This window comes from Halostagnicola bangensis (genome assembly GCF_054653435.1).
In genome coordinates this window covers 94,598-120,049 of sequence record NZ_BAAIGG010000004.1, presented here as the reverse complement: position 1 = coordinate 120,049, position 25,452 = coordinate 94,598, and the positions used below count along the sequence as shown (strand labels likewise).

The following is a 25,452-nucleotide window of genomic DNA, read 5'->3' as shown; positions in this document are numbered from 1 at the left end:
CAACCCGACGATAGCGATTCGCGCTCGAGTCTCAGCCGTCGCGTTTGTCGGTTATCAGCCACGAAGGTAGGCGTCCATCACGTGGTCGCTTTCGAGCAGTTCGTCACCGGTCCCGGAGGTGACGATCCGTCCGTTTTCGAGGAGGTACGCTCGATCGGCGATCTCGAGCGCTCGGTCGACGTGCTGTTCGACGAGCAACACGGGAACATCGTCGCTGATATCTTCGATTTTCTCGAAGACGCGCTCAGCGAGTTGGGGAGCCAACGCACCGGAGGGTTCATCGAGTGCGAGCAGTTGTGGCTGTGCCATCAGGCCCCGACCGATTGCGAGCATCTGTTGTTCGCCCCCGCTAAGCGTCCCGGCTTTTTGCTCGCGGCGCTCTTCGAGGACAGGGAACATCTCGTAGACCTCCTCGAGCGTGTCGTCAAAGGCGTCTCGTTCCGTGTACGATCCCATTCGAAGGTTCTGGTAGACGGACATATCGCCGAACAGGTTGCGTTCCTCTGAGATGTGGACGAATCCGTTTTCGACGATCTCCTCGGCGGAGTAGTTCGAGATATCGGTACCGAGAATTTCGATCGTTCCCGAGCTGGGCTCGAGGATGCCCGAGAGCGTTTTCAGGAGGGTCGTCTTGCCGACGCCGTTTGGGCCAACGAGGGCGATCACCGACTCGCCTTCCTCGATCGCGAGCGAGACGTCCCAGAGGATCTGCAGATCGCCATAGCCGACGTTAACGTCTTCGACGTTGAGCAGCGTCATACTTCGGCACCTCCAAGGTAGGCCTCCGTCACTCGCTCGTTTTGCTGGACTTCCGTCGGCGTCGCGTCGGCGATCTTCTCGCCCTGATTGAGCACGATGATTCGATCGGTCGAGCCCATGATCGCCTCCATGATGTGTTCAATCCAGATGATCGAAATGGTCCGTTCGTCGCTCGCTCGCTTTAGCTTTTCAGTTAGCTCCTCGAGCTCGGCGGGGGTGAGGCCGCTGCCGATTTCGTCGACGAGGATGAGGTCGGGATTCGACGCCAGTGCGCGTGCCAGCTCTAAGAGCTTCCGGTCGACAAGATTGAGGCTGCTGACCTCTTCGGCCTCAAGGTCGGCGAGCCCGACGAACTCGAGACACTCTCGAGCCCGCTCTTCGGCGACTTCGATCGACTCGTCGTTGCCGAAGATCGAGCCGACGGCGACGTTCTCGAGGACGCTCGATTCGTTGAACGTCCGTGCGGTCTGGAACGTTCGAGCGATCCCTTCCTGGGCGATTTCGTGCGGTTTGAGATCCGTGAGCTCCGTCCCGTTGAACTCGATCGACCCCTCTTCGGGTGGATGAACCGCAGTAATAGTGTTAAAGAGCGTCGTCTTACCTGCTCCGTTCGGCCCGATCAGTCCGACGATTTCCCCCTGTTCGATCTCGAAACTGACGTCGTCGACGGCCGTCAGCCCACCAAATCGCTTCGTGACGTTTGTCCCGCGTAACATACTGCGACATTTTCTCCCACCGGTATAAATTGTTTGGGCTCTGTTGGTCCGTCACACTCTGTGACGGATTTCGTCGTCCAGTCTTCGAATCCCCGCGCGGGTACTGGAAAAAGTGTCCGTTGCCGTCAATTCAGTCGCGGAGGCGATTTTCCTTGCTGGCGTTCAGTCTAACCAGTTGGTGAACCGCTCTCTGATGCGAAGGTGTTCTCGTTCGATCTTATCGGCGTAGGGAACGACGCCCTGTCTGAAGTACAGGAACATCACGATCAGCAAGAACCCGAAGAGGGCAGTCCGCCACTGTCCGAAGCCCTGGAGCTCCTCGTTGACCATGATGACGATCGCCGCACCGACGACCGGCCCGAGCGTCGTTCGGAGCCCGCCGATGATGAGGATGATCAAGACAAGGACGTCGATCGCGTCGAACGCGAACAGTCCCGGGAAGATGATGCCCTCGAGCTGTGCGTACATCGGTCCGATGAACCCGATGATGAACGCGCTCACGAACCCGGCGATGGACTTGTAGCGCACGACGTTGACGCCGATTGCTTCGGCGGCGATTTCGTCCTGCCGGATGGTGTTGAACGCGACGCCGTACTTCGAAGTGCGAAGCCACTGGTAGAACAACAGGAGTGCCGTCAGGATGCCCAACAGCATGTAGTAGAGCACGAAGTGTTCGTGGACGCCGAGGGCGTCTTGGACCGGCTCGAGTCCGAGTCCGGAGAACGTGAATCCGGTACTCCCGCCGGTGATGTTGCGGGCCCCGACGAAGATCTCGATGATCGCGAACTGGAGCGCGAGCGTCAGGATCGAGATCAAAATGACGGTGAACCGCCGTCTCGCGGCGACATAACAGACGACGAGCCCGATCAGGCCGACGAAAATCGCGCCGGGAATAATCGTGATCCAGGGCGAAACACCGAGGTAGTCGGCTGTCAGCGCCGTCGAATAGGCACCGAGCCCGGTTAAAGCCCCCACGAAGAGGAACAGTTGGTCGGTGTGCCCGAACACGATGTTGAGCGCGAGCGCCAGCACCGAGAAGATGAGAATCATAACGAACAGCCGAGAGATCACCTGCAGGTGGAAGAACAACGGCGGTATCGTTGCGAACAACGCTACGAGCAAGGGGACCTTGATCCGGTCCCACGTCGTCAGTGAGTTCAAGCTTACAGTTGATTGGCTGTCAGTCATGCTACCTCCTCCGGTCGCGCGATCAGAACGATAATGGCGATTACGAACAGGATGACTTCCGCGACGTACGCGCCAACGTACGCGCTCGTGAACGTCACGATGATGCCGATGACGAGCCCGGCACCGACTGCTCCCACGATGCTGGTGACGCCGCCGACGATCGAGACGATCAGCGCCAGGATGGTGAGTTCAAAGCCGGTCGCCACGCTCACCGTCGCCGAAAAGCTGTAGAGGATTCCGGCGATGCCGGCGATAACTGCGCTGAGGACGAAGACGAATGTCCGCATCCGTCGGGGGCTGATCCCACACAGGATCGCGCCGGTTTCGTCCTGCATGACGGTTCGGGTCGCCGCGCCGAGGTAGGTGCGGCTGAAGAAGTAATACAGGATCGCAAACAGCACGATGGAGATCCCGATTACCGCGATCGACGAGCCCCGAATCTGGACGCCCATGAGCGTCATCGACGGGACGCCGCTCGAGAGCGAGTAACTCGAGGGGTAGTAGGTGACGAGGATCCCCTCGAGGAAGATCGCCAGCCCGAGGGTGACGAAGATACCCAGGAGGATTCGTTCTTCGCCCTCGGATTGATAGACCAGCGAGAGCGCCGTTTTGTCGATGGCTAATCCGGCCAGCGCGACGATGATGATGCTGGCGAGGATGGCCGCCGGTGCGCTCGGAACGACGCCGAGAATGGCGACGGCGGCGACCACTGCCAGTACGGCGAAGATGCCGATTGCGAGGTTCAACACTCCGCCAAGACCGAAGACGATGGTGATGCCGATCCCGAGCAGTGCGAGCACCACGCCCTGAGCGATGCCGTCGATCAGGAGCTCCATTACTCGGGTTGCGAACTCTCCTACCATCTCTCGGTCCTCCCCACCGCTGGACATGACCGTTTTCCTTCTTGAGTGTGGTTGTGGTAGACTATCACGGGTTCCCGTCCCGTGTGTCTCCCATTTCCATGTGAACTTCTAACCATGCTCTATCGTATAGCTTGCCAGCAGACTATTATAAATTCTGGTTGGTATTGTCAAGTGCATCGCTCTCAGACCCCGAACGGCTGCGAGTTCGCCGACGGGGGCGTGTCTCGTAGACGACGCTCACCGACCAGTCGGTTTCGATACTTCGTGAACAAGCTTCAATAGAACCGACGAGTAACGTCTCTCAATGAGTGGTCCGGAATCGAAAAGCCAATCGGTCAAATCCGACGAAACCCTGTTCGCCATCGTCGAATGCGTTCAGGACTCAGAGCGCGCGGGCGTCACGGAGATTGCCCAGACGCTCGAGCTTGCGAAAAGTACCGTCCACAAACACCTCGCCACCCTCGAACAACACGGGTACGTCGTCAACGAAGGGGGGACCTACCGGCCCGGATTGCAGTTTTTCGGCGACGGCATAGACGTTCGAAACCAGTACGATGTCTTTCACGCCGCCAAAGACAGGGTAGACATGCTCGCCACCGAAACGGACGAAGCAGTGTGGTTGGTCGTCCACGAAAACGGTCGAGTCATGTTTCTGTACGGCTCCGTGAAAAATAACACCTTTAACAGTCATTCCGTGGTGGGACAATGGAAACACTTACATTCGACTTCGGGCGGGAAGGCGATTCTCGCGCACTTACCGGAGCAAACAGTGCACGAACTGACCGCTCAAGACGACCTCCCGAGCCATACCGAGAACACGATCACGGACCGAGCGGAACTCGAGGAGCAACTCGAGGAAGTTCGTGCCACCGGCGTCGCGTGGAACCGGAAAGAGGACTTCACGGGCGTGCACGCGATTGCGGCACCGATTATTCTCGATGGCGAACCGATCGCTGCGATCACGATTGCGGGTGCCGCGAGTCGACTCACCGAGGAGTACTGTGAGACACAGCTCCGGGATCCACTGTTGGAAGCGGTCAACGACGTCGAACTCCGCCTGGCGTACGACTGATCGTCCAGCGTGATAGCCCTCCGATCCGTTGCTAGCCGAGCACTTTTTGGAACCTCGCTTCGTCGAACGTCGCTCGGCCTATTCCTGCGCTCGAGTCTTTTCGAACCCGTCCTGCGTTCGAGTTTCTTCGGACTCATTCTTGCATTCGAGTCTCTGACGAACCGATCCACGCCGGTCAGCAATCGTCGCCACCCGCGATCAAACGGCGCCAGCAGTCCCAATTCGGGTACTCTCGTATCCGTGGCGTCAGACGAAAATTATTAATGTAGATGGGAAGTGGTATGACGTACCTTGGAGAAACGATGAACTTTATTGAGTCTTTTAACAGGTCAGTACGGTGTAATTCGGAAGAAACAGCGATTATTACTGACGACGGATGGAGCGAAACATACGGGGAACTCGATAACAGATCGTCTCGGTTGGCGAACGCGTTGACGGAGCGATGCGGGGGGGACCGTATCGCGACGCTGGCGTGCAACGGCGTGTTAGCTATCGAATCGATAGTAGCGAGTCACAAGCGCGGTATCGGAAACGTCCAACTGCCGTTTCGGGAGAGCCCGGGGAGCATCGTCTCGATGCTGGAGCCGACCGAAGCGACGGCGTTACTCTTCGACGACAACAACGTCGAGAAAGCACTGGAAGTTATCGACCGGTCGGCTATTCAGACGGGTATTCACCGCGGTGACGCGTCCGTGGATCACGACGCCGTCGAATCGTACGACGCGATTCTCGAGGAGGCCTCGAGCCAAGCGCTCGAGACGGACTCTTCTTACGAGCACGGGATCTTCTACACCAGCGGAACGACGAGCACGCCGAAGGCCGTTTTACACGACCAGGAGTCGATGTGGCTCGGAAGCACCCAGGTGATAATGGAGATGGGTATCGAACAGACCGATATCGCACTCGTCACGTCCCCGTGGTATCACATGGTGACGTGTGACGCGTGGATCCTTCCGCACATCCAGGTCGGTGCGACGATGGTAATTCAGACCCATTTCGATCCGCACGAAGCGCTCGAACTCATCGACGAGTACGATATTACTGGACTACTCGCGGTCCCGACGCAGCTCCACGCGCTTCTCGACGCCCAGCGGGAGGAAAACTATGCGATCGCCGATCTTTCGTACATTCGAACCGGGGGGTCGATCGTTACAGAGGCGCTCGTCAAGGACGTTTCCGATCACCTCACCGATAACCTCTACAATACGTACGGATTGACGGAGGGCGGTCCGAATCTCACGTACGCGCATCCATCGCTCCAGTCAGAACATCCCGGAACGATCGGCAACGAATCGTTCATGTGGGAGATCCGAGTCGTGGAACCCGCGGGATCATCCGATGCCGTCGACCCCGACGCGACGGTCGGTGCAGGCGAAACCGGAGAAGTGATCGCCTGCGGCGATGGAATGACGGACGGCTACCTCGACCGTCCGGAGGAAACCGAGCAACTTTTCGCCGGGGAGTGGCTTCGAACCGGCGACATCGCCGAGATCGATTCCGACGGAACCCTCCATATAATCGGTCGCGCGGACAACATGATCGTTAGCGGGGGCGAAAACATCTACCCCGAGGAAGTGGAGGAAATTCTCGAGGGATACGATGCCATCGACGAGGCGGTCGTAATCGGGTTGGAGGACGATCACTGGGGAGAACGAGTCGTCTGTGTCGCCTGCCTCGAGGACGAGGCGAAGGCCGCTGAAACCGAACTCGACGAGTTCTGTCAGGATCACGATCGGCTGGCGAATTTCAAGCGACCGCGAGAGTACATCCTTACGGAGGAACAACTCCCCCGGACTGATACCGGAACGATCGAACGAGAGACGGTATCGCGCGAATTCTTCGATACCGAATAATCGAGCCGATTGGCGTTTTTCGGTGACACCGTTCCCTGTTCGTTCGAGACGAGTCACCGTAGTCGCATTCGGGCTCCTGACCTGTTTTAGACAGTAATTTTAATAAAAATGGGAACGAAGCCGAGGTATGGTCACCGAGTTCGTTTCGGGAGTGTACGATATCACGGTACGGGACGATGGCAACGGACGCTACCGAGCACACTTCTTCGATCTCCCTGTGCCGACCCTCGTCGACACGGGCCTTGCAACCACTACTGACGCGCTCTTCGAAGGAATCGAGGAAATCGGTACCGAACCCGAACGCGTGATCATTACCCACGGAGATGGAGATCATATCGGCGGTCTTGAGTCGGTAAACGAACGGTACGATGTCGAAACGTGGGTTCCGGCGCAGACGGACGTCGACGACTCGCTCGTCGACCGGCGTTTTTCAACCGGCGATACCATCGGGCCGTTCGAGGCCGTACACGTTCCCGGTCACACTCCCGATCACCACGCACTGGTCGACGAAGCGAACGGTATCGCTGTTCTCGGTGATGCAGTGTTCGGCTCGGACGCTCGAGGCCTGCCGTCGGGATACTTCGTCTTGCCCACCGGATTTTACTCGGCGAACCTGCTCGAAGCCGACGAACACCTCGATCGACTCCTCGAGTTCGAGTTCGATGTCGGCCTCGTTTATCACGGTTCGTCTGTGAAAACCGATGCGGTGGCTACACTCGACGACTTCGTTAACTTCGACGGCAAGCCCCAGTAATCTGCTTCGGGGAGAAACGGCATTCACCACGGGCTCGGATCGAAGTATTGAAGGACTGTCTAGCAGAATTTCCGGATAGCCTGCTTTCTCCGCCTATTCGCGGCCAATAGTTATATTATACTCGTCTGGTTATAACCTTGTAAATGGCTGATGGGAATTTATTGCTTCAACCTTCGGACAGTGCCGAAACTAACGGGGACGAAACCGAGTTGGAGCACCTTCGTGAACAGCGGGACTTCTGGCGAAGTCTTTTTGGAGATCTCGTCGACGAATTTCCGGAGCCTGTGGTCGTCGTCGACGACGACGGAACGATCACCCACTGGAACGATGCTCACGTCGAGATGACTGGCATCACCAAAGACGATGCCGTCGGGAACAAGGCGATGAACGTTATCGGGACCGACGGCGTCGACGAAACGTTGGCCGAGGAGATAGCTCGCACGGGAGAACCGGTCCGAGAAGACAAGATCCGCTCCGGCGAAAGCGACGGCGATAGCTGGCACATTCGCGCGGCGGGTACTCCGTTGCGGTCTCCCGATGGCGAATCTATCGGTGCGTTCGAATACGTTTCGATCGTCACCGATCTGGTCGAGCAGCGCAAAGAACTGGAGCGAATTCAGACGGCCATTAGCGAGACTGTCGAGGGAGCAGTTGGAGATCTATTGGCGGCCGCCGAAACAAACGCAGAAACCACCGAAGAAGTCGACAACCTCGCCGAAGAGCAAGTCGAAAACCTCGTCGAGGTGCGCAACGAGATGGAATCGCTCTCAGCGACCGTCGAGGAAATTTCCGCCAGCGCCGAGGAAGTCAGTAGTCAGAGCGAAGCCGCAGCCGAACTGGCGGAGGAATCGAAGGACGCCACCGGCGAAATCGTCACGATGATCGACGACGTTCGAGGGGCCACCGACACCCTTTCGGAAAGCAGCCGCAACCTCGAACAGCGGATGGAAGAAATCGACAAAGTCGTCGACGTGATCGATCAAATCGCCGACGAAACAAATCTCCTCGCGGTCAACGCGAACATTCAGGCAGCACAGGTCGATGCAGGGGCGGAAGGGTTCGGCGTCGTCGCGGACGAAGTCAAAGAACTCGCCGACCAGTCGAAAGAAGAGGTCGAAACGATCGAAGACATCGTCGACGATGTCAGCGAGAACACGACCGAAACCATCGAAAGCGTCGAAACGACGATCAGCCGGGTCGACGATGCAATCGAACGGGCCCGTATGGTCGACGACAAGCAATCCGAAATTAAGTCCGCAGTCGAGGAAGCAAATACTGGGATCGAACAAATAGCCGGGGCAACCGACGATCAGGCGGCAACTGCAGAAGAGGTTGCCACGATGCTCGGCAGATCCGTCGACCAGATTGAGGACGTTTCGGACGAAATCGAGACCCTCGCGGAAACCAACGATAAGCAGGCCGAAAAGGTCAGAGAGGTTCGGGACGACGTTCGAGACCTCGAGTCTGATCTCTCCTAGCGTCGGTATTTCGGCATCCTCGCGCCCGATTTGTTCGCCCACGACTGTTGGAGTAATATGGCTGTCAGGAGGACAGTGCGAGAAAAAATATTTAAATAGCGCTGGTGTCTGGTACTCAGTGAATGCGAAACCGTCTCATTGGGAGCATAACGAATCCTGATGAACTTCCTGAAGCGAATCTGTCCGTTCTCGGTATCACGAGTATCGACTCTACGCTGGCATCCATCCCCGACCTCGGGGCGACGGTACTGTTGCCAGACAATGATGTCTCTGCCGTGGTCCGAACTATCTTTCCACAACCGTGAAACCCTGTTCGAATCGTCCAATTACAAGCGATGACTACGAGTTCCAATAATCCACCCGACGGTAGTACAGCCACCCCGACAACGGATTCCAGAGCGGAATACGAGTACGTCTCTACGGACGTCGACCGTCCGGGTCTCGTCGACGATCTCAGGGAGCGTCTCGACGGCGACGTTCGCTTCGATACCTACACGCGGCAGTTGTACGCGACCGATGCGAGTGCGTACGAACAGACGCCGATCGGCGTCGTCTTTCCGGACGGAACCCCGGACGTCGCCAGCGTCGTTTCCTATTGTGCAAAACGCGAGATCCCAGTCCTCCCGCGGGGTGGCGGAACGAGCCTCGCCGGACAGGCCGTAAACGAGGCGGTCGTCCTCGATTTCACCCGCTACATGGACGGGATCGTTTCGATCTCTCCCGAGGACGAACGCGCTCACGTCCAGTCCGGAACCGTCCTCGAAACGCTCAACGAAGCGCTCGCACCGCACGACCTGAAGTTCGCTCCCGATCCGGCGGCCGGAAACCGCAGCGCCATCGGCGGAGCGATCGGCAACAACTCGACCGGAGCGCACTCGCTCGTGTACGGAAAGACCGACGCGTACATCGAGGAGTGTGAAGCTGTCCTCGCCGACGGGACCGTGACGACGCTGGGCGAGATTTCCGTCGACGAGATCCGTGCGAAAGCGGATCCGAACGGCGACCTTCTCGAGCGCGTTTACGCCCAGATCACCACGATTCTCGACGAACAGGCGGACGCCGTCCGAGATCGATTCCCCGATCTGAAACGCAACGTCTCCGGTTACAATTACGATGTCCTGGTCGAGGAAGCCGAAACGGGAACTGTCAACCTCGCCCGATTACTCGCCGGGAGCGAAGGAACGCTCGCTATCGTCACGGAGGCGACGGTCTCTCTCGAGCCCCTTCCGGAAACCAAGGCCGTCTCGCTGTTGTTCTACGAGAGCGTCCTCGAGGCGGTCACCGACGTTCAGTACGTTCTCGAACATGATCCGGCGGCCGTCGAACTTATCGACGACGTGTTACTCGGGTTGGCTCGGAATACGGCGGAGTTCGAGGAGGCCGCTTCGCTCGTTCCGCCGGCGGCAAACGCCGCGTTGCTCGTCGAATTCTACGCCGAAGACGACGATGACGGACGAGATCAAACGGCCGGCGTTCTCGCCGATCGAGTGCCGGATGGCGGCGACGACACCGAGAACCCGCCACCGGCCGATCATCCACGGTCCGACGACGGCCTGGCATTTGCCGGTCTCGAGGCCCACGAGAGCGGAGAGCGAACGATGTTCTGGACCCTTCGAAAGGCCGGACTTCCGATCTTACTCTCGCGGACGTCCGACGAAAAGCACATCAGCTTCATCGAAGACTGTGCCGTGCCGCCGGAACACCTCCCCGAGTTCGTCGAGCGGTTTCAGGAACTACTCGCCGAAAAGGACCGCGACAACGACGCCGCCTTTTACGCCCACGCCGGACCGGGCGTGCTACACGTTCGCCCGCTCGTGAACACGAAAGCGGATCGCGACCGCTCGGACATGGTCGATATCGCCGACGAGGTAACCGACATGGTCGTCGAATTTGGCGGGAGCGTCTCGGGCGAACACGGCGACGGTCGCGCGAGAACCCAGTGGAACCGCAAACTCTACGGGGACGAACTCTGGCACTCGTTCCGCGAGTTAAAGACCGCCTTCGATCCCGACTGGTTGCTCAACCCCGGAAACGTCTGCGGCGATCACGACATGACCGAGCACCTGCGCTACGACGACGAATACGCCTATGACGCCGGTCTCGATCCCGCCCTGAACTGGGACAACGAGAACGGAATGCAGGGAATGGTCGAACTCTGTCACGGCTGTGGCGGCTGTCGAGGTAGTCAGGACACAACCGGCGGCGTCATGTGTCCGACCTACCGCGCCGCAGACGAGGAGATTACGGCGACTCGAGGCCGGGCGAATCTGTTACGCCAAGCGATGAGCGGCGATCTTCCGGACGACCCCACCGACGACGAGTTCGCCGAGGAGGTGCTCGATCTCTGTATCGGCTGTAAAGGGTGCGCTCGAGACTGTCCGAGCGAGGTCGATATGGCCAAGCTCAAAACCGAGGTTATGCACGCGCGACACCAGGAACAGGGAGCGAGTCTCCGTGACAAACTGTTCGCTAATTTCGACACACTCGCCTCTCTTGGAAGCACGCTCGCGCCGGTTTCGAACCTCGCGCAGTCGATTCCAGGATCGAAGCTTCTTGCCGAGAAAACGGTCGGTATTGCGCGGGAGCGTTCCCTTCCGACGTTCCACCGCGAGACCGTCCAGGACTGGTTCGAAGCACGCGGGGGTTCGAAAGTCCCGCTCGCGGAGGCAAATCGAAAAGCCGTCCTTTTTGCCGATACGTACACCAACTACAGCCATCCCGAGGTTGGGAAAGCGGCTATCCACGTCCTCGAGGCTGCTGGCGTGCACGTCGATATCGCCACTAGAACTGGGAGCGGTCGGCCCCCGCTTTCGAAAGGATTCATCGATCTCGCTCGCGAACGGATGGTTGGAAACGTTGCGGAACTCGAGCCACGCGTTAGTGACGGGTGGGATGTTGTCCTCGTAGAACCGTCGGACGCCGTCATGTTCCAGTCGGATGCACTCGACCTCCTTTCGGGTGACCGCGTCGAGTCCGTTGGGGCGAACTCATACGGTATCTGTGAATACGTCGATCAGTTCCGCCTTGACGAAGCTATCGACTGGAACGCGCCGGACGACCACGTTGCCTACCACGGCCACTGTCACCAGAAAGCGTCGAAAAAAGAACACCACGCGGTCGGCGTTCTTCGCCGTGCCGGCTACGAGGTCGATCCCTTGGATTCGGGCTGTTGCGGGATGGCCGGAACGTTCGGTTATGAGGCCGAGCATTATTCGATGAGTCAGTCGATCGCCGACATCCTTGTTGACCAGATCAACGCGAGTGACGCCCCTGTCGTGACGGCACCGGGTAATTCGTGTCGTACCCAACTCGAGGAGAGGAGCCTAGATCCCGTTCCAGCTGGTAGTTCACTTTCCGGGTCGGATCTCGACGGTGATTCTCCGCCGACGCCGGTCGAGTTGCTTGCTCACGCGATTTCGCGATGATTACGTAACACACCGTAGACATCATTCACACGATCTATCTTTTCTGTTCTCTCGGAAATGCTGACAGACATATACGTTAATGCGTGTGGTATCTCCGTTCGGTTACTTTGAGACGTGATCCTCTCTCCCCTTAAATGGTTGCAGAGAAATACTGTGTCTCGTGTACTGTCTCTTATTCTCCTTCCGCAATCGAACAGAAGGAGTTTTTCACCACTTGTAAGTATATGTTTGGTGAATTACTGTATCTATATATGTGTGTTGTAATAGTGTATTAAATACACACTATTCTAATTGATGGACCATGTATCAATATGATGTACTATTTGGCATCCACTGTTTGAAGTGATAAAACCGGCATTCGTCCGAACGATCGCTTAATCTACCGTATTTTACAGTGCAACCCGCGGGAGAGGTTTGTCATCCGAATGTAGTCATCATCAAGAAATATGATATTAGTGTACCCATATCTCTCCCTCATTGTGCTAAACATTCGGAGGTCAATACTATTTCTGGTCATATGATTGTGAAAATGAGAAACCGTATCTACCTGTGTAATATTGTTTTAATACTACAATATAGAATCTCCCTAATTCTGATAGAAAACTTATTACTAGTAGTCCGGATAGATCGATTGTAGAACTCGAAAGTCGTGATCGGTGATATGGGTTATGCTCGAGAATATCGCTATCCCCCGAAAAGGTATTGAATAGTTGATAAATGGTTGCTATGATGATTGCCCTGCCGAATGTTGCGCTCGTCTGGTCTACGGCTCATCGCATTGTTCCGCGTTCATTCGCTGAGATGGCTGAAAACCCGCCTAAAGCACTCTACAAACTGATCGGTTCTCAAATGGGTTCAACTAGGTACTGACGATACGTTCGTCTCCACTCATCTCAATCCGATCGGCGTTCTGTGTTGACTAGTTACATTCGTTTTCCGATAGTGGACTACCTAATCATCGAATCTCGAGATAGTCTTCCGCCACTCTATTTTGTTGCGTGTCCACAGCATTGTTTTATTGTCACTTTATCCGAGTGGCATTTCATCGGGATTGTACGGTTCCAACGGTTCGGACCGAAACGATTCGACCAATCGGAAGTCACCGTCGGGGTAGTAGTCCGGTGCTTCCGTCTCGAACTCGCTGTATATCTGGGACTGGTTATTGAGTTCTCCCCATTCGCTGTATTCGAGGGGTGCTTCGAAGAGCGTATCCAGTTCGATTTCGCGAACGGCGTCACTAATCTCGGTCGGATCTTCCGAGTCCGCGTTTTCGACCGCCTGAGCGATCAGATGCGTCGTCACGTATCCGAGCGCCTGTGTGGATCCGAAGTATTCACCGCTCTCCTCGTAGAATCGGTCTGCCGCTTCACGGTATTGATCCGAATAGACGTCGGGTTGATGGAAGAACGCAAATCCGCGGGTAATATCGTCACCGATGGCGTTATAGCTCGCGGACGGTTCCTGAAGTCCCCCAGTAAATAAATCCGGCTCGAGTCCGATCTCGAGCATTTGTGTAAACATTCCGTGAACGCCGGACGGATGACCCGAACCCACCAAGAATTCGGTATCCTCCGGTAAATTCCGCAAGTATGGATTGAAGTTGTCCTCCTCGAACGGGGCGACTTCGATCTGGACGTCGACGGGGAAGAACTCCTCGATCGATTCCTCAACCGCTCGTCCCCACGCATAGTCGCCGATAATTGCACTGACACTCTCGTACCCTTCCTCTTCGACTACTTCTGCTTGCGCCTGGATGGTCGTCGGAGCGGGGAGGTGGCCGACCCGAAAGGTGTACCTGGAATCCGTACTCAGTATTTGATGGTCACCAGCGGCGTGGAGAAAGAGCGGAACCTCGAGATCTTCGACATGGTTTGCGGTAGCGACGCCGACATCGCTTGAAACCGGCCCCACGAGCGCGACTGCGCCCTCGCTCTCGACCAGTTGAGTGGCTGCAGTCGTTGCTTCTCTTGGGTTCGTTTCCGTATCAATTCCGTTGTAAGAGAGCTCCTTGTCGAGGACGCCTCCGTTGTCATTGATCTCCTCGAGTGCGAATTCGATTCCGGGCTCGTACGCAGCCGAGAAATCGGCGAATGCACCAGAGTAGGGTTGTAACCCTCCGATCATAACCGTATCGTCATCACCTCCACCGGAGATGCAACCCGCGATTGCTCCGAGTGACGTGCCTGCAATGCTAGTTGAGACGAATGTTCGTCGGTTCACTGTTAAATTTGTCATGGTCTGTTATGCCACAGCATACGGAGGTGCTCTTTAGAACGACTTATAGATTGGGGATCAACCCCGTACACGTCGTATTTGACCTGCAGTGTCTATTTTCTCGAGGAGAATAGATGCGTGCTCACTTCGTAGTAGATTGTTTGTTGGTGTTGAACAAAACGTTCCGTCAATGGTGTTTCCCGATTAATCAGCGACCGCAGGCTAGGATATTACATTTGTACTTGTGTAATTTCACTCGCTCCACTTCGCATTCGACTGTTTATCGTTTGTTATGGACAAACAGATACTACATTATCTATTATGGGTGTTCGTCGGTCCCCTCAAACAAGAAAAACATATTTTATACGGGTGATTATCGATATTTTCCGCACCGTAGCCTCTAATCCTGCTCCTTTTGCTAGTATCATCCGATTCACTATCGATCGTGGTTATCAAATACGCCGGAATCTCGCTCTTGTTTAGGACCCTCCTTTTTGGGTGAGTGTTCGGTGAGAAGGGCAATAATCTGATCTCGTGGCAGTTCGGATTGGGCGTTGCGCTCGTCCGCGAAAAATCTAAATAGCTCGCTCCCTATGTGTGAAAGTATATGGCAACTGATCAAATAGACTCGGAATTAGAAGTACCCGAGCAAGCAAGAGCTGTCCGCATAATCGATCTCGACTTTCATATGAACCCGACTGAGGATCAGTTGATCCAATACGTCAAGGACGATGTTGCCCGCGAAAAGCTATCCACGGAGTTTGGAATGCTCCCGCGGAAAGCGAAGTCGGATGCGGCGTATGCCATTCCAGGTGGGAACGAAGGACTGTTCACACAGGGGAAAGCCGAAGTTGCCGAAGATGTAAAACTCGCGGCCGATAAGTTTGCAATCGACGAACCGATCGTTAACATTGGACTCAATAACGTACCAACGCAGCACAACCCGGTTCTGAAAAATTCCATCGTTCAGGCGGCGAATAATTTCGCACTCGATACGGTTATTCCTGAGGATCTCTACTGCTTGATGATGGTTCCGCAGTGGGATCCTGAGCGTGCGGCCGAAGAAATTAGACGCGTCGGTGACGAGGACGGCTTCATCGGAGCGTACGGCTGGTTTGGCCCGTTTGCACTATTTGGTGAGGAACGGTTTGATCCGATGTTCGAGGCGCTCGTCGAGCACGATCTGCCCCTGGTCCTTCATGGCTCGCTTTCGATGTGGCCACAGAACACGCCGGTTGGCGACAATATGCTCAGCTGGACTGAAATGCTCGGCCTCGACTGGCCGGTGTTCGCGCAGGTGAACGTCGCTAATATGATCATGTCCGGCGTTTTTGATAAGTTTCCGGACCTGAACGTCGTGATCGAGGAGGGGGGTCATTGGTGGATCCCGTTCCTCCGATATCGTCTCGACGAGTTCTATGAGATGCACCCGGATGACATCATCATACAACCGCGAAAGCATAAGATGGGAGAGCCACGGCTTCGTCGAAAGCCTAGCGAGTACCTTCGTGACAACATTTACGTAACGACCCAGCCGATGGCTCCACCGGAGCGAAGCCGGGATACGGAGCAGATGCTCGAGCAGTCGATGGCCGCTGATACGTTCCTGTACTCGAGTGATTGGCCCCACCAGACTGTAGACCCAGCAACGTGGGCATTTACCAATCCCGCGTTCGATGAGGATCTTTCGAATAAAATCTTACACGAAAACGCAGAGGATCTCTTCGGGATCTAATATGACTTCGAACGAATACACGAAAATAACGACGGTAGACGAGGTAGAGCCGGAACGAGGCATGCGTTTCGAGGTCGATGGCATCGAAATCGCACTCTTCGAAGTCGACGGAGAATACCATGCTATCACCAATCGCTGTCCGCACCAGAACGCGCCGCTTGATAAAGTTGGTGAGAAAAAGATCAACGGAAAACAGTGTTGGAACGAGCGCAGGGGTGGCTTTACCGACCAGCCCGCCGTAACCTGTCCGTGGCATCTCTGGGAAATTAGTCTCGAAACCGGCGAACACGAGACGTCAGGGAAGAGAGTTAGTGTCTTTGATGTCAAAGTTGATGGCGACGATATTCTCGTTCGAATCTAGCCATCCCTCCGTTCGACCCACCGGCCATCCCGTTTTAGTACTCAAGCGGGCACGGAACCCCAACGCTCTTGTTTGTAGTTAGCAAACGGTACCGCATGGGATCAAGTCGGAAAATAAAATCATCCGAAACGATGTTTTCCATCGTCGATGAGTTACGAGAAACGGATGCAGCAGGCGTTACCGAATTAAGTGAGCGGTTAGGTCTTTCAAAAAGCAACGTCCATCACCACCTTTCGACGATGCGAGAACGGGGCTTCGTCGTAAAGAGGGATAACGGAGACTATTCGATCGGTCTCGAATTTTTCTCCGTCGGGTTCGACGCCCGGAATCGGCACCCTATTTATCAACCTGCTAAAGAAAACCTGCCACAACTCGCCAAGGAGACAGGTGAAACGTCTTGGTGCATGATCGAGGAAAACAACAAAGGGATTCTAATCGATGGGTACGCTTCGGAAACGTCGTTGAACCCGAATGCAGCCATCGGTACGTGGAAACCACTTCACTGCAGTTCTACGGGGAAAGCGATATTAGCAAACTTGCCCGCCGAACGGCGGGAAGCAATACTCGACACGGACAGCCTTCCAGCGATGACCGAACACTCCACTACTGATCCCGAGGCAGTTCGCGAGGAGTTGAAAGAAATTCGGAATCAAGGATTCGCTATCAACCTAGGCGAAGATATTCCGGGGATACACACGGTCGGTACGCCAATATTTGACGGTACGGATACTCTGGTTGGTTCGATTTCTGCGGGTGGCGCTGCTAATCGCCTTACCGAGGAGTACTGCGTCGATGAACTCGCCCCTCTTGTGAAAGCAACCGCTGACGATATCGAATTGAGTATAGTGTATAACTAAACCGCTCCACGCGTCGACTGATGAGGGAAGCCAGTCGACCGCTATCGGATTCACTCCTCAGTTCAGGCTTTGGATCACCACTAGTGCCCTCGCAAGTGTGGATAGCCTAGTTCTGCTCTTTCTCCTTGATGGTTGGATAAAGCCGGTGTAGCTTCGTTCGGGCATTATCGGTAGTGAACTGCCAGTCGATCGAGACGGTAGCCTTGTTGCGCTCGGTTTCCCACGCGGCGACCTCCGTTCGGAGTGTCGCCGCGTCAGGAATGCGTCGGCTGAGGCACTGGGTGCTAAGCGCACTCAACTCGATTTCCGCCATGTTGAGCCAGCTCCCGTGTTTCGGCGTGAAGTGAAACTCGAATCGGTCGAGATACTCTCGTGCTTCTTTCGGGTTACAAAACTCGTAGAAGGCAGCCGGATTGTGCGTGTTGAGGTTGTCAAGAACTACCCGGATGCGGTCTGCATCCGGGTAGTGCTCATCCGCGAGTTCTTGCATTTGGTCGACAAACTCGCGCTTGCGTCGTCTCGGTGTAACCGTGATGTGGCGCCAACCGGTGAGCGGTTCGGTGGCGATATGGATTTTTCGCTCACCATTGCGTTCATAATGAGTGTCCTCGCGTGCGACCGCTCCCGGTCGCACCGGGAGCGGGTCGCTGACGTGCTTGTGAAGCGTCTTGCTGGACTCATCGAAGCAAATGACTGGACGATCTTCATCGTACGGCTCGTGGTAGAGCGCAAGCACGCTTTCCATGCGGTAGACGAACTTAGCGTTCTGTTTCGGTGGAATCAGCCAGTACTTCGAGCGGTGCGGTTTCAGGTCGTTTTTTTAACCGCTGTCGAACGGTCTCTCGGGAGATCGACTCAAGGTCGATCTCCTCGAGAGTGACTAAGCGATCGGCGAGGAGCTGATACGTCCAGCGAGAGTGTCCGTCTGGTGGGTCAGAGCACGCAAGTGAGAGCAAATGAGCCTCACCACGGCCATCGAGCTTTGGCTCGTAGTCGCGGTCGGGCTTGCGGCGATGGAGCGCCGCAAGCCCTCGCTCAGAGTACGCTTTTCGCGTGCGGTACGGTGTAGAGATCGAACAATCGAGGTGCTCACAGATCGCGGGATCTGTGAGCCCTTCGTCAGCCTTTAGAAGGATTCGTGCACGTGTGATGTCCTCTGCTCTGTGTTCACCCGTCGAAATAATCGCCTCAAGTTCGCTTCGTTCCTCGGTGGAGAGGTTGATGATGTGCTTCTTCCGTCCCATTCCTGTAGAGAGGTGCTCAGGAGAGATAAGCTAAGCAGTCGACGCTTGCAAGTGCACTAGTACTGGCTTGGACTCGAGCACTCCCTTCGTTCCCCGTACTTCAGCACTCGCTCGATAATACACTATGGTACGTTTGTCACTTTCCCCGCATATATGCTATTCATTTCACACCACTATCGTCTCCTTCCCTTTGATTATCCCTTCCGTCAATAACACAACAAAATTATTAACACGTTTCGCGACCGCCGTTAGATATGGCATACCAAATAGTAAGTCCGGACGAGATAGAACCGCTGGACGATCGACCGGTAGATGCACGCTCGATAAGTGCCGCCGCTGGATTGGATAATGTCGGTGTGAGAGTATACACGGCCCAACCGGGTGATCAGCTTCCGCTTGCTTATCATTTTCACGACGAGCAGGAAGAAATTTTTTACGTAATTGATGGAACACTTCACGTTGAGACGCCTGCGGAAGAATTCGCCGTTGAGGCCGGCGAGTTGTTTGTTGTCGATCCCGGAAGTCCTCATCGTGCGTTTAATCCTCAGTCTGCATCTGCTGCCGTCGAGGTACTCGCACTCGGTGCTCCTTCTGTCGACGATGCTCATCCGTACGAACAGTAATTTCTGCAAATTCGAATTCAGCGTACTTTCGTTCAAATTAATCCATCGACCGGCTCGATTGCCTTCTGATGGACCGGTTTACGCCGAGCCAGGCTCCTGATACTGTCTGTATAGCGTTATCCTTGCGGAAACAAACGTTTCTGCGAGGAACGAAAGATATAGTGCACCCATTCTCTGCGGCGTTGTGACGCCGAGAGTAGTATTCGGAAGTGTAAATACGTATAGTCCGATAAGAGCGCCGTAAAACGGCCAACGAGTATCCCCCGATCCGTGTGGCACACCGGTTGCCGAACTCCCGGGAGTTTAGCCAGATGCTTGTGTATAGCATAATAGGATATATCTTCGCACTTTGATTATTGCCTCTTACGTATCGGCTCGAGCGATACCTTGAGCCGACGCTCATAGAACGATTCCTTGCCGATCCATTTGTGCTCCGTTCCATCTTTTGACACGGAAATGGTCCGTGTTGTCGACGGTCGGGGCAGACACTTTTCACTCCGATTTCCGACAAGAGGTTTCATGTTTGTGTCCTGTTATTACGATGAGTTCATCCGTTGGGCCGTGTTAATCGAGAGGTTCGAACAGCGGATTCAATCAGTGCTGTGCAACGAAGTTTTCCGTTGTGTTTCCGCGTTCTATTTTCGCTGTCAATCAAATAGCTGTAGTAACAAATTGAAAACATCGATTGATGGGTTGATGGCCTACAACCAAAGCACTCGAATAATCTGTTCAATTGGTGTTAATATACAACTCTACCAATTGGAACCTCCGCTCCAATATTATCTTCATATGATTCATTTATTTGCGACTATTGTTTGCGTTGAATGCTGAATACAATCGCATGCCACATTCGTTTGTACTACATGGTTGTTACAAACGAGTCATACAAATGGAGATTACAAACGCAACCTACAAACCGGTGTTACAAACAATGGTTTCAAATAGGTGTTGTGGTTGTTAGATGCATTTGTTTTTTGTAAGTGATTGATTCGTCTGTTTGTGTAGTTTATATGCTTTGGTTGGATAGTCTGACGAAAACTTATAGTTGATGCCTTCAATGAAACTCATACATGCTTTCATACGCGGTATACAGTGAAGCGGGCGGCGTCGGGAAAACGACGCTTAGTGCCAATCTAGCGGTTGCGCACGCTCGAGCCGGGCTCGATGTCCTCGTCGTACCACTCGATCCACAGGACGGTGACCTGAGTTACCTCTTCGATGTCGACGACGATCGGGCGAATACCGATACGGACACGCTGGTTCATCACCTCGTCGGGCGCGCAACCGATGACTTCACCGAGCTCGTTCGAACCGTCGAACACGGCGTTGATATCATTCCGGAACACAACCGCCTCGAGGATCTGGGTGAAGCGCTGCGAAAGGAACAGGAGGCCCGCAGTGACTTCGGCGAATCGTTCCCTATGTGGACGCAGCTACAACGTGTTCTTCGAGAAGCGAACGTCAACAAACACTACGATGTGCTGATCGTTGACCCGCCTGCGAGTTCGGGTCCGCATCTGTACAATGCCCTCGACGCGACACGGAATCTCGTCTTGCCGCTCGAGCCATCCGGGAAAGGACAGGCATCCGTGAGCGGGCTCGATGACCTCGTAACGAATCTCGAGGAACAACTCGAGATCAATATCGGCGTTCTCGCGGCGGTTCCGAATCGATTCAAGGGGACCCGGGATCAGGGAAGCATCATCGAGGAGATCGAAACGCAGGGGTTCGACGTCCCGGCTATTCTCCGAGACCGGACGTCTCTGCTTGAGGGCTGTTGGCGCAAGAAGTGTAGTGCGTTTACGTACGTGCGCGAACACCGTGATAGGCGACGAGAGTACGAACTCGAGACCCTCGAGAAATTCGATCGACTAGCCCGCCATCTTGAAGCACAGGGCGACATCGAGGCACCGACCCCTCCGGAAGCGGGCTCTCTCGAGCGTGAGGACGTGGAGGTCCGCGCATGACCGGGCTCAAGTCGGGGTCCGGCGACGATCTGTGGGGAGATGACGAAGAGACAACCGACGAGGAACCTGCCGATGGGAGATCGGACGAGAAAGCGGAGACCGAGACTGCCGAAGAGCGGTCGGTTCAGTCGGAATCTGCTGAAAGCACGCGGAACCAGGACCAAACGAGCCCTGGCCCTACAAGTGCTTCCGAATCTGCCAGTTCCCCAGGGGATGGGTCCGAATCGTCGACCGAGCGGCAGCCGGAATCTCCCCGGCGTTCGTCGACTCAGTCGGACCAGTCACATTCCTACATCGTTCGCCGTGCTATTCAGGACAAATCCGTTCAGTTCGAACGCGACGAACGACTCACGTTTTTCGTTCACGACGATGTCATCGAGGGCGAACGAGATCTCATAACTGATCTCGAGTCTACGCTCGGCCGCGACGTTCCAAAGTTTGACATCCGTGAGGCAGTGTATCGTGCCGCATTACGGAACCAGGATGACGTTCTCGAGGAACTGGTGCAGATGGGATACTCGAAAAACGAGTAACGACGATCTCATAAATCACATAACGCGATATCTATGAGGGATGCCCGCTAATCGAGAACCATCTCTGCTAGGCATGCTTTGTTACACCGAGTGGGGCTAAACTCCTCGAAAGAGCCCCTAGCACATGCCGTCGTCGCCGTTCCGGAGCGGACGAAACGAGTGAATCGGTGTGCGGGAACGGACGTTTCCGATTGATCCAGCACACATTGTGGCGGCGAGGAAGAGGATTGATTCCGTTCACAGGCGGGCGCCTCGTTTCTCGACGTCGAGTTCGGACTCGAGAAATCCGACAACGAGCTCTCCCGCTCGTCTGGCACCGATCACGTTTCGAGCGAACGGGCCGAGGACCTGTTGTGCCGCGACGCCTGAAACTGCGATTTGTGAGGGCGTCCCGTCCTGACACATCCATCGGAGCGTGTCGTCGTCCAAAACAGGTGCCCCGTGATAGCCCGTCTGCAGCCCAGAGTCTCGGCGCAGGTGACGAAACAGCTCACCGTCGTACGGCGATCCGAACCCCGTCGCACAGACCAGTTTGTCGAGACAATACGCGCTGCCGTCGCGACAGGTGATGACGACTGTCCCGCCAGCTTCGGTTGCAACCGCGATTTCCGATCGCTCGAGTTCGATCTGCCCCTGCTCGAGTGATCGCCGTAGTCGGCGAAACACGTATGGTGGCATCGCTCCATCGTTTCGAGCTTCGGCCACCAGTTCTTCGCGAGCACGCGACGCTGGTGGGTGTGCGTGGAGTCTCTCGGTAACGCCCGAAAAGTGCATCCAGTCGGTGCTCGCTTCGAGTGTCTCTACCCGAAACGGGCTTCGGGCGAACAGAACCACGTCACGCCCCGGCATCTGAGCGAGCGTCGTCGCAAGTTGTGTGGCGGTGATTCCGCCACCAACGATGCCGACGGACGATGTCTCGCCGATCGAATCGGGGTCGAACGTCGGATCCCAGACGTGAGTCACCGGCTGTGTCGAGACCAGTTCGGTCGCCCACTCCGGATCGGTAAAGGAGCGACCGTGTCCGATGGCGAGGAGACACCACCGAGTGGAGATGCGACCCTGCGTAGTTTCGATCTCGACGGCACCCCGATTATCTCGGATAGCAGTGGCTCGAGCGTCTATGTGGATCGATTCGAGGTTGTGTCGATCGCAAACCCACTCTGCGTGGTCGAAGAACAACGACGCCGTCGGTCGCTCTGCGCCGACCGTCGTTGAACGGAGTTCGTCTTCTCGCCCCCGTGCTCGAGCGAAATCCCTGAGGGAGAACGGATCGGTAGCGACGTGATGGACGAACGGAGATCTGAACTCGACCATCCCACATTGGCGACACTTCTGGCGAAACGACTTGAGGAGCCCAGACGGGTCGACGATACGCAACTCGCTCGGGGCTATTAGGTCCGCCTGCAGGAGCCGAACGGCCAGATGAACGCCGTGGACGCCACCTCCGACGATCGTGACGAGGGCGTCAGGATTCATCTCCGTCATGGCCATCCGCAGGTCCACCGCCGATAGATCTGTCCCCGACTTGCGGTGACGCGAAGGTCATCTTCCATTCAGCTCGCTCGTTGCCGTGCCAGCACGCGAGCATCGTTGCACTGGCAGTTACATTCGAAATGGGCCGCGCTATATCCCGCTGTTTCGGCCAAGTCGATGAGCGAGTCGGCGTCGGATTGCTCACTGACTTCGAGGGTAGCGATCGACCGTTTGGGGCGTTCGAACGCCTCGTATGCTCGTTCGGGGCTCTGTCGTTCAGGTGGGGGTATCTCCATGGGTATCGCTTCGGTGGTCCACTTTGGAACACCGGCAGATGCCCGTCGTCGACGGCCGTCGAAGTATCTCCATCGTCATTTGTCTTGCCGACGCCTGGATAACCGATGAACGCGATACGGCGCGTCTCAGACTCGCGCTCGTTCTCGAGTGTTCCGATCTCTGTTAGCTTCGTCAACACTGTTATTGATATCTGGGCCTCTTCCGATAATCAAAATTGTTATTCTACTGGAGTACTTTAATAACTTCTATGTACGGGATAGGCGACGAGACGACCACCCCCTCCAATCAGAACCATAAAACTACCAGTCAGCCATGAATGAACCCAGGCCTTCGAGGGAGACGTCAGCTGATCCGCGGACAGCGCCGAGATCCACGCTCTACGCGTTCGTTCGTAGTTGCAGTAGCGTCGAAGTCTGTACGCTGTATCCACCCACTGTCATCGCCCCACACCGAACCGACGCGTGGATCCGTGCGACTGGCGATAGCTTTCGATCGATCGAAGAGTGTCGGTGAGCGGTTGTGAGTTACGCCCTGGGGTAACTCCCCGCATCTACGGTGGTCAATTGCCAGATAGAGCAGTACAGCGGAGAGTCGGGGACTCAACCGAAATTCTGTCGAGGTGAGCACCTTTCGTTCGTGATCGGTCAGACCGCTCCGTACCGTCCGACGTGATCGGAGATTCCCTCGACAATCGCCCGATCGTTGGAGAACTCCGGAATCAGTTCAGTGATCAGATCAATGATCAGATCGGTGATCGGATCAGGGCGTTTCGGGCTTCGCCATTGGCACTCACGAGTGTCTGATGAATCCGTAAACGGCCGGTCAACCGTGTGAGTGGCGACGTTGTGAGTTCGAAGTAACCGCACCGACTGATGGAAAGTCGTTCGTCCCACGGTGTTTTTGCTCACCCGGTATGATTGCTCAAACGAGGCCAATGGACGAAATTTCGGATCCGCCACCGATTGACGAACTAACGCGGCGACTTCGAGACGGCCCACACGACGGCGTTTACAAACTCCTCCGTGCGTATCATCACGCCGACGTCGAGCGCAGAAAGGGCTTGGTTCGAAACGTTCGGTCGCTTGCGATGGAACAGCCGGCTGCTGTCTCCCCTGTTGTAGCTGAGCTATCCCGCTTTTTGACGGACGAGCAACGGGCTGTTCGGTTGACGACCGCGAAGCTATTCGTTACGCTGGCGAAGGCGGATCCGGACTCGGTCGTCAGCGTCGTCGACGAGTTGGCTGACCGTCTCGGAGACGAGGCGGAGTTCTATTACGTGCGAGCACGGTCAGCTGAGGCGATCGGATACGTTGCCGTCGAGCACCCAGTGGAAGTCACAACCCCCACCGTCCTTGCGGAGCTTCGAATCGGATTGTCGTTCGACGAACCGGAGGTCACAGAAAAACTGTCCAAAGCACTCGCATACATTGCGTTAGGAAATCCGCGTCGATTACGCCATCACGTCTCCACTCTCGGAGAGCACCTCGACGACGAGAACGAACTCGTTCGGTATCACCTTGGTACGGCAATCGTCTCTGTCGGATGTGAGTATCCGGAGGTTTTGTCCGAAGTGATTGCCCCGCTTTCGGCTCGCCTTGATGATGGATCCCCTCACGTTCGCGGACGTGCTGCCGAGGCTCTCGGATTGCTTGTTCGCGTTGCTCCGGACACCCCCTCATTTCCGGACAAACAACTCGAAACTATGGTCGAACGTAGCGAGGAGCTGTTTGCAATTGAACGCGGTCGTTTTGCGCTCGCTCGAGGTGAGGAGCCGATTCCACCGGCCGACGGTGCGGACGGGATCGGATCTCTCGATGGGATCCGCGAACAAACGGACAAGATAGTTGACGAAATTACGTCACCTGCTGGGGAGTGTCCACACTGCGGGCTTGCTCTTCCGAAGGGTGGACCGCTGATGTGTCCGCGTTGTGGCGTGCCGTACTAACTCTCTCCTGGTTTAGGTTGGCCAAAATCGAAAGCACTATCTTGTTTTAGGTTGGCCTAAATCATATGGTGCGTATCTTCGCTCAACGTGAGACA

20 protein-coding genes are annotated in these 25,452 nt (G+C 55.7%); 13 read left to right on the top strand and 7 right to left on the bottom strand.

Going from position 1 to position 25,452, the window contains the following annotated elements:
• Window positions 1-54 precede the first annotated feature (54 nt).
• The 4 genes from ACYQ14_RS20425 to ACYQ14_RS20410 all read right to left on the bottom strand — a co-directional run bounded on the left by ACYQ14_RS20425 (window position 55) and on the right by ACYQ14_RS20410 (window position 3,526).
• Window positions 55-759, bottom strand: a complete 705-nt coding sequence (locus ACYQ14_RS20425) for an ABC transporter ATP-binding protein (RefSeq protein WP_459890941.1) — start codon at window positions 757-759, stop codon at window positions 55-57.
• On the bottom strand, window positions 756-1,475 hold the full coding sequence (locus tag ACYQ14_RS20420) for an ABC transporter ATP-binding protein (RefSeq protein ID WP_459890939.1): 720 nt from the start codon (window positions 1,473-1,475) through the stop codon (window positions 756-758). Before ACYQ14_RS20420 ends, ACYQ14_RS20425 begins: the two co-directional genes overlap by 4 nt.
• A gap of 162 nt (window positions 1,476-1,637) precedes the next feature.
• Window positions 1,638-2,663, bottom strand: coding sequence for a branched-chain amino acid ABC transporter permease (locus tag ACYQ14_RS20415; protein WP_459890937.1), 1,026 nt, complete (start codon window positions 2,661-2,663; stop codon window positions 1,638-1,640).
• Window positions 2,660-3,526: a branched-chain amino acid ABC transporter permease gene (locus ACYQ14_RS20410; protein ID WP_459890935.1), complete on the bottom strand. Its 867-nt coding sequence runs from the start codon at window positions 3,524-3,526 to the stop codon at window positions 2,660-2,662. Before ACYQ14_RS20410 ends, ACYQ14_RS20415 begins: the two co-directional genes overlap by 4 nt.
• Window positions 3,527-3,830: 304 nt before the next feature.
• Between ACYQ14_RS20410 and ACYQ14_RS20405 the strand changes: the two genes are divergently transcribed.
• The 5 genes from ACYQ14_RS20405 (at window position 3,831) to ACYQ14_RS20385 (ending at window position 12,108) form a co-directional block, all read left to right on the top strand.
• The gene (locus ACYQ14_RS20405; protein WP_459890933.1) at window positions 3,831-4,598 is read left to right on the top strand and encodes an IclR family transcriptional regulator; all 768 of its coding nucleotides are present in this window, start codon (window positions 3,831-3,833) and stop codon (window positions 4,596-4,598) included.
• Window positions 4,599-4,900: 302 nt separating this feature from the next.
• Window positions 4,901-6,451 (top strand): class I adenylate-forming enzyme family protein, encoded by a 1,551-nt coding sequence (locus ACYQ14_RS20400; RefSeq protein ID WP_459891461.1) that lies wholly within the window; start codon window positions 4,901-4,903, stop codon window positions 6,449-6,451.
• 127 nt (window positions 6,452-6,578) lie between these two features.
• Window positions 6,579-7,205 (top strand): MBL fold metallo-hydrolase, encoded by a 627-nt coding sequence (locus tag ACYQ14_RS20395; RefSeq protein ID WP_459890931.1) that lies wholly within the window; start codon window positions 6,579-6,581, stop codon window positions 7,203-7,205.
• Between the two features lie 143 nt (window positions 7,206-7,348).
• Entirely contained in the window at window positions 7,349-8,683 is a 1,335-nt protein-coding gene (locus ACYQ14_RS20390) for a methyl-accepting chemotaxis protein (RefSeq protein ID WP_459890929.1), read from the top strand.
• A gap of 335 nt (window positions 8,684-9,018) precedes the next feature.
• Window positions 9,019-12,108 carry an FAD-binding and (Fe-S)-binding domain-containing protein gene (locus ACYQ14_RS20385; protein ID WP_459890927.1) on the top strand — a complete coding sequence of 1,030 codons (3,090 nt, stop codon included), beginning with the start codon at window positions 9,019-9,021 and terminating at the stop codon, window positions 12,106-12,108.
• Between the two features lie 1,026 nt (window positions 12,109-13,134).
• Here ACYQ14_RS20385 and ACYQ14_RS20380 read toward each other — a convergent pair.
• Window positions 13,135-14,232 carry an ABC transporter substrate-binding protein gene (locus tag ACYQ14_RS20380; RefSeq protein ID WP_459890924.1) on the bottom strand — a complete coding sequence of 366 codons (1,098 nt, stop codon included), beginning with the start codon at window positions 14,230-14,232 and terminating at the stop codon, window positions 13,135-13,137.
• Window positions 14,233-15,010: 778 nt separating this feature from the next.
• On the opposite strand from ACYQ14_RS20380, the gene ACYQ14_RS20375 reads away from it, so the two are divergent.
• The 3 genes from ACYQ14_RS20375 to ACYQ14_RS20365 all read left to right on the top strand — a co-directional run bounded on the left by ACYQ14_RS20375 (window position 15,011) and on the right by ACYQ14_RS20365 (window position 17,275).
• Window positions 15,011-16,057 carry an amidohydrolase family protein gene (locus tag ACYQ14_RS20375; protein ID WP_459890922.1) on the top strand — a complete coding sequence of 349 codons (1,047 nt, stop codon included), beginning with the start codon at window positions 15,011-15,013 and terminating at the stop codon, window positions 16,055-16,057.
• Between the two features lies 1 nt (window position 16,058).
• Window positions 16,059-16,418 carry a Rieske (2Fe-2S) protein gene (locus tag ACYQ14_RS20370; protein ID WP_459890920.1) on the top strand — a complete coding sequence of 120 codons (360 nt, stop codon included), beginning with the start codon at window positions 16,059-16,061 and terminating at the stop codon, window positions 16,416-16,418.
• Window positions 16,419-16,513: 95 nt separating this feature from the next.
• Window positions 16,514-17,275: an IclR family transcriptional regulator gene (locus ACYQ14_RS20365; protein ID WP_459890918.1), complete on the top strand. Its 762-nt coding sequence runs from the start codon at window positions 16,514-16,516 to the stop codon at window positions 17,273-17,275.
• A 106-nt stretch (window positions 17,276-17,381) separates the two neighbouring features.
• On the opposite strand, the gene ACYQ14_RS20360 is transcribed toward ACYQ14_RS20365, so the two are convergent.
• Window positions 17,382-18,519, bottom strand: a protein-coding gene (locus ACYQ14_RS20360; protein WP_459890916.1) for an IS630 family transposase whose coding sequence is annotated in 2 segments (ribosomal slippage) — window positions 17,382-18,087 and window positions 18,086-18,519 — 1,140 coding nt in all. Because the reading frame shifts where the segments join, the coding sequence is not laid out codon by codon here.
• A gap of 254 nt (window positions 18,520-18,773) precedes the next feature.
• On the opposite strand from ACYQ14_RS20360, the gene ACYQ14_RS20355 reads away from it, so the two are divergent.
• From ACYQ14_RS20355 to ACYQ14_RS20345, 3 genes are all read left to right on the top strand, one after another.
• A complete protein-coding gene (locus ACYQ14_RS20355) occupies window positions 18,774-19,142 on the top strand; it encodes a cupin domain-containing protein (protein WP_459890914.1) in 369 nt (122 codons plus the stop codon).
• 1,070 nt (window positions 19,143-20,212) lie between these two features.
• A complete protein-coding gene (locus tag ACYQ14_RS20350) occupies window positions 20,213-21,109 on the top strand; it encodes a ParA family protein (RefSeq protein ID WP_459890912.1) in 897 nt (298 codons plus the stop codon).
• A complete protein-coding gene (locus tag ACYQ14_RS20345) occupies window positions 21,106-21,642 on the top strand; it encodes a DUF7970 domain-containing protein (RefSeq protein ID WP_459890910.1) in 537 nt (178 codons plus the stop codon). The genes ACYQ14_RS20350 and ACYQ14_RS20345 overlap by 4 nt, the downstream gene beginning before the upstream one ends.
• A gap of 237 nt (window positions 21,643-21,879) precedes the next feature.
• On the opposite strand, the gene ACYQ14_RS20340 is transcribed toward ACYQ14_RS20345, so the two are convergent.
• A complete protein-coding gene (locus ACYQ14_RS20340; protein ID WP_459890908.1) occupies window positions 21,880-23,133 on the bottom strand; it encodes an FAD/NAD(P)-binding protein in 1,254 nt (417 codons plus the stop codon).
• Window positions 23,134-23,724: 591 nt separating this feature from the next.
• Here ACYQ14_RS20340 and ACYQ14_RS20335 point away from each other — a divergent pair.
• Window positions 23,725-23,925, top strand: coding sequence for a DUF7511 domain-containing protein (locus tag ACYQ14_RS20335; protein WP_459890906.1), 201 nt, complete (start codon window positions 23,725-23,727; stop codon window positions 23,923-23,925).
• Window positions 23,926-24,346: 421 nt separating this feature from the next.
• A complete protein-coding gene (locus ACYQ14_RS20330; protein WP_459890904.1) occupies window positions 24,347-25,357 on the top strand; it encodes a hypothetical protein in 1,011 nt (336 codons plus the stop codon).
• The last annotated feature ends 95 nt before the right edge of the window (window positions 25,358-25,452 follow it).

Bases quoted from the DNA above. Each gene is read 5' to 3' on its own strand.
- ACYQ14_RS20425 (WP_459890941.1), bottom strand. From the start codon at position 759: ATGACGCTGCTCAACGTCGAAGACGTTAACGTCGGCTATGGCGATCTG.
- ACYQ14_RS20420 (WP_459890939.1), bottom strand. From the start codon at position 1,475: ATGTTACGCGGGACAAACGTCACGAAGCGATTTGGTGGGCTGACGGCC.
- ACYQ14_RS20415 (WP_459890937.1), bottom strand. From the start codon at position 2,663: ATGACTGACAGCCAATCAACTGTAAGCTTGAACTCACTGACGACGTGG.
- ACYQ14_RS20410 (WP_459890935.1), bottom strand. From the start codon at position 3,526: ATGGTAGGAGAGTTCGCAACCCGAGTAATGGAGCTCCTGATCGACGGC.
- ACYQ14_RS20405 (WP_459890933.1), top strand. From the start codon at position 3,831: ATGAGTGGTCCGGAATCGAAAAGCCAATCGGTCAAATCCGACGAAACC.
- ACYQ14_RS20400 (WP_459891461.1), top strand. From the start codon at position 4,901: ATGAACTTTATTGAGTCTTTTAACAGGTCAGTACGGTGTAATTCGGAA.
- ACYQ14_RS20395 (WP_459890931.1), top strand. From the start codon at position 6,579: ATGGTCACCGAGTTCGTTTCGGGAGTGTACGATATCACGGTACGGGAC.
- ACYQ14_RS20390 (WP_459890929.1), top strand. From the start codon at position 7,349: ATGGCTGATGGGAATTTATTGCTTCAACCTTCGGACAGTGCCGAAACT.
- ACYQ14_RS20385 (WP_459890927.1), top strand. From the start codon at position 9,019: ATGACTACGAGTTCCAATAATCCACCCGACGGTAGTACAGCCACCCCG.
- ACYQ14_RS20380 (WP_459890924.1), bottom strand. From the start codon at position 14,232: ATGATCGGAGGGTTACAACCCTACTCTGGTGCATTCGCCGATTTCTCG.
- ACYQ14_RS20375 (WP_459890922.1), top strand. From the start codon at position 15,011: ATGAACCCGACTGAGGATCAGTTGATCCAATACGTCAAGGACGATGTT.
- ACYQ14_RS20370 (WP_459890920.1), top strand. From the start codon at position 16,059: ATGACTTCGAACGAATACACGAAAATAACGACGGTAGACGAGGTAGAG.
- ACYQ14_RS20365 (WP_459890918.1), top strand. From the start codon at position 16,514: ATGGGATCAAGTCGGAAAATAAAATCATCCGAAACGATGTTTTCCATC.
- ACYQ14_RS20355 (WP_459890914.1), top strand. From the start codon at position 18,774: ATGGCATACCAAATAGTAAGTCCGGACGAGATAGAACCGCTGGACGAT.
- ACYQ14_RS20350 (WP_459890912.1), top strand. From the start codon at position 20,213: ATGCTTTCATACGCGGTATACAGTGAAGCGGGCGGCGTCGGGAAAACG.
- ACYQ14_RS20345 (WP_459890910.1), top strand. From the start codon at position 21,106: ATGACCGGGCTCAAGTCGGGGTCCGGCGACGATCTGTGGGGAGATGAC.
- ACYQ14_RS20340 (WP_459890908.1), bottom strand. From the start codon at position 23,133: ATGGCCATGACGGAGATGAATCCTGACGCCCTCGTCACGATCGTCGGA.
- ACYQ14_RS20335 (WP_459890906.1), top strand. From the start codon at position 23,725: ATGAATGAACCCAGGCCTTCGAGGGAGACGTCAGCTGATCCGCGGACA.
- ACYQ14_RS20330 (WP_459890904.1), top strand. From the start codon at position 24,347: ATGGACGAAATTTCGGATCCGCCACCGATTGACGAACTAACGCGGCGA.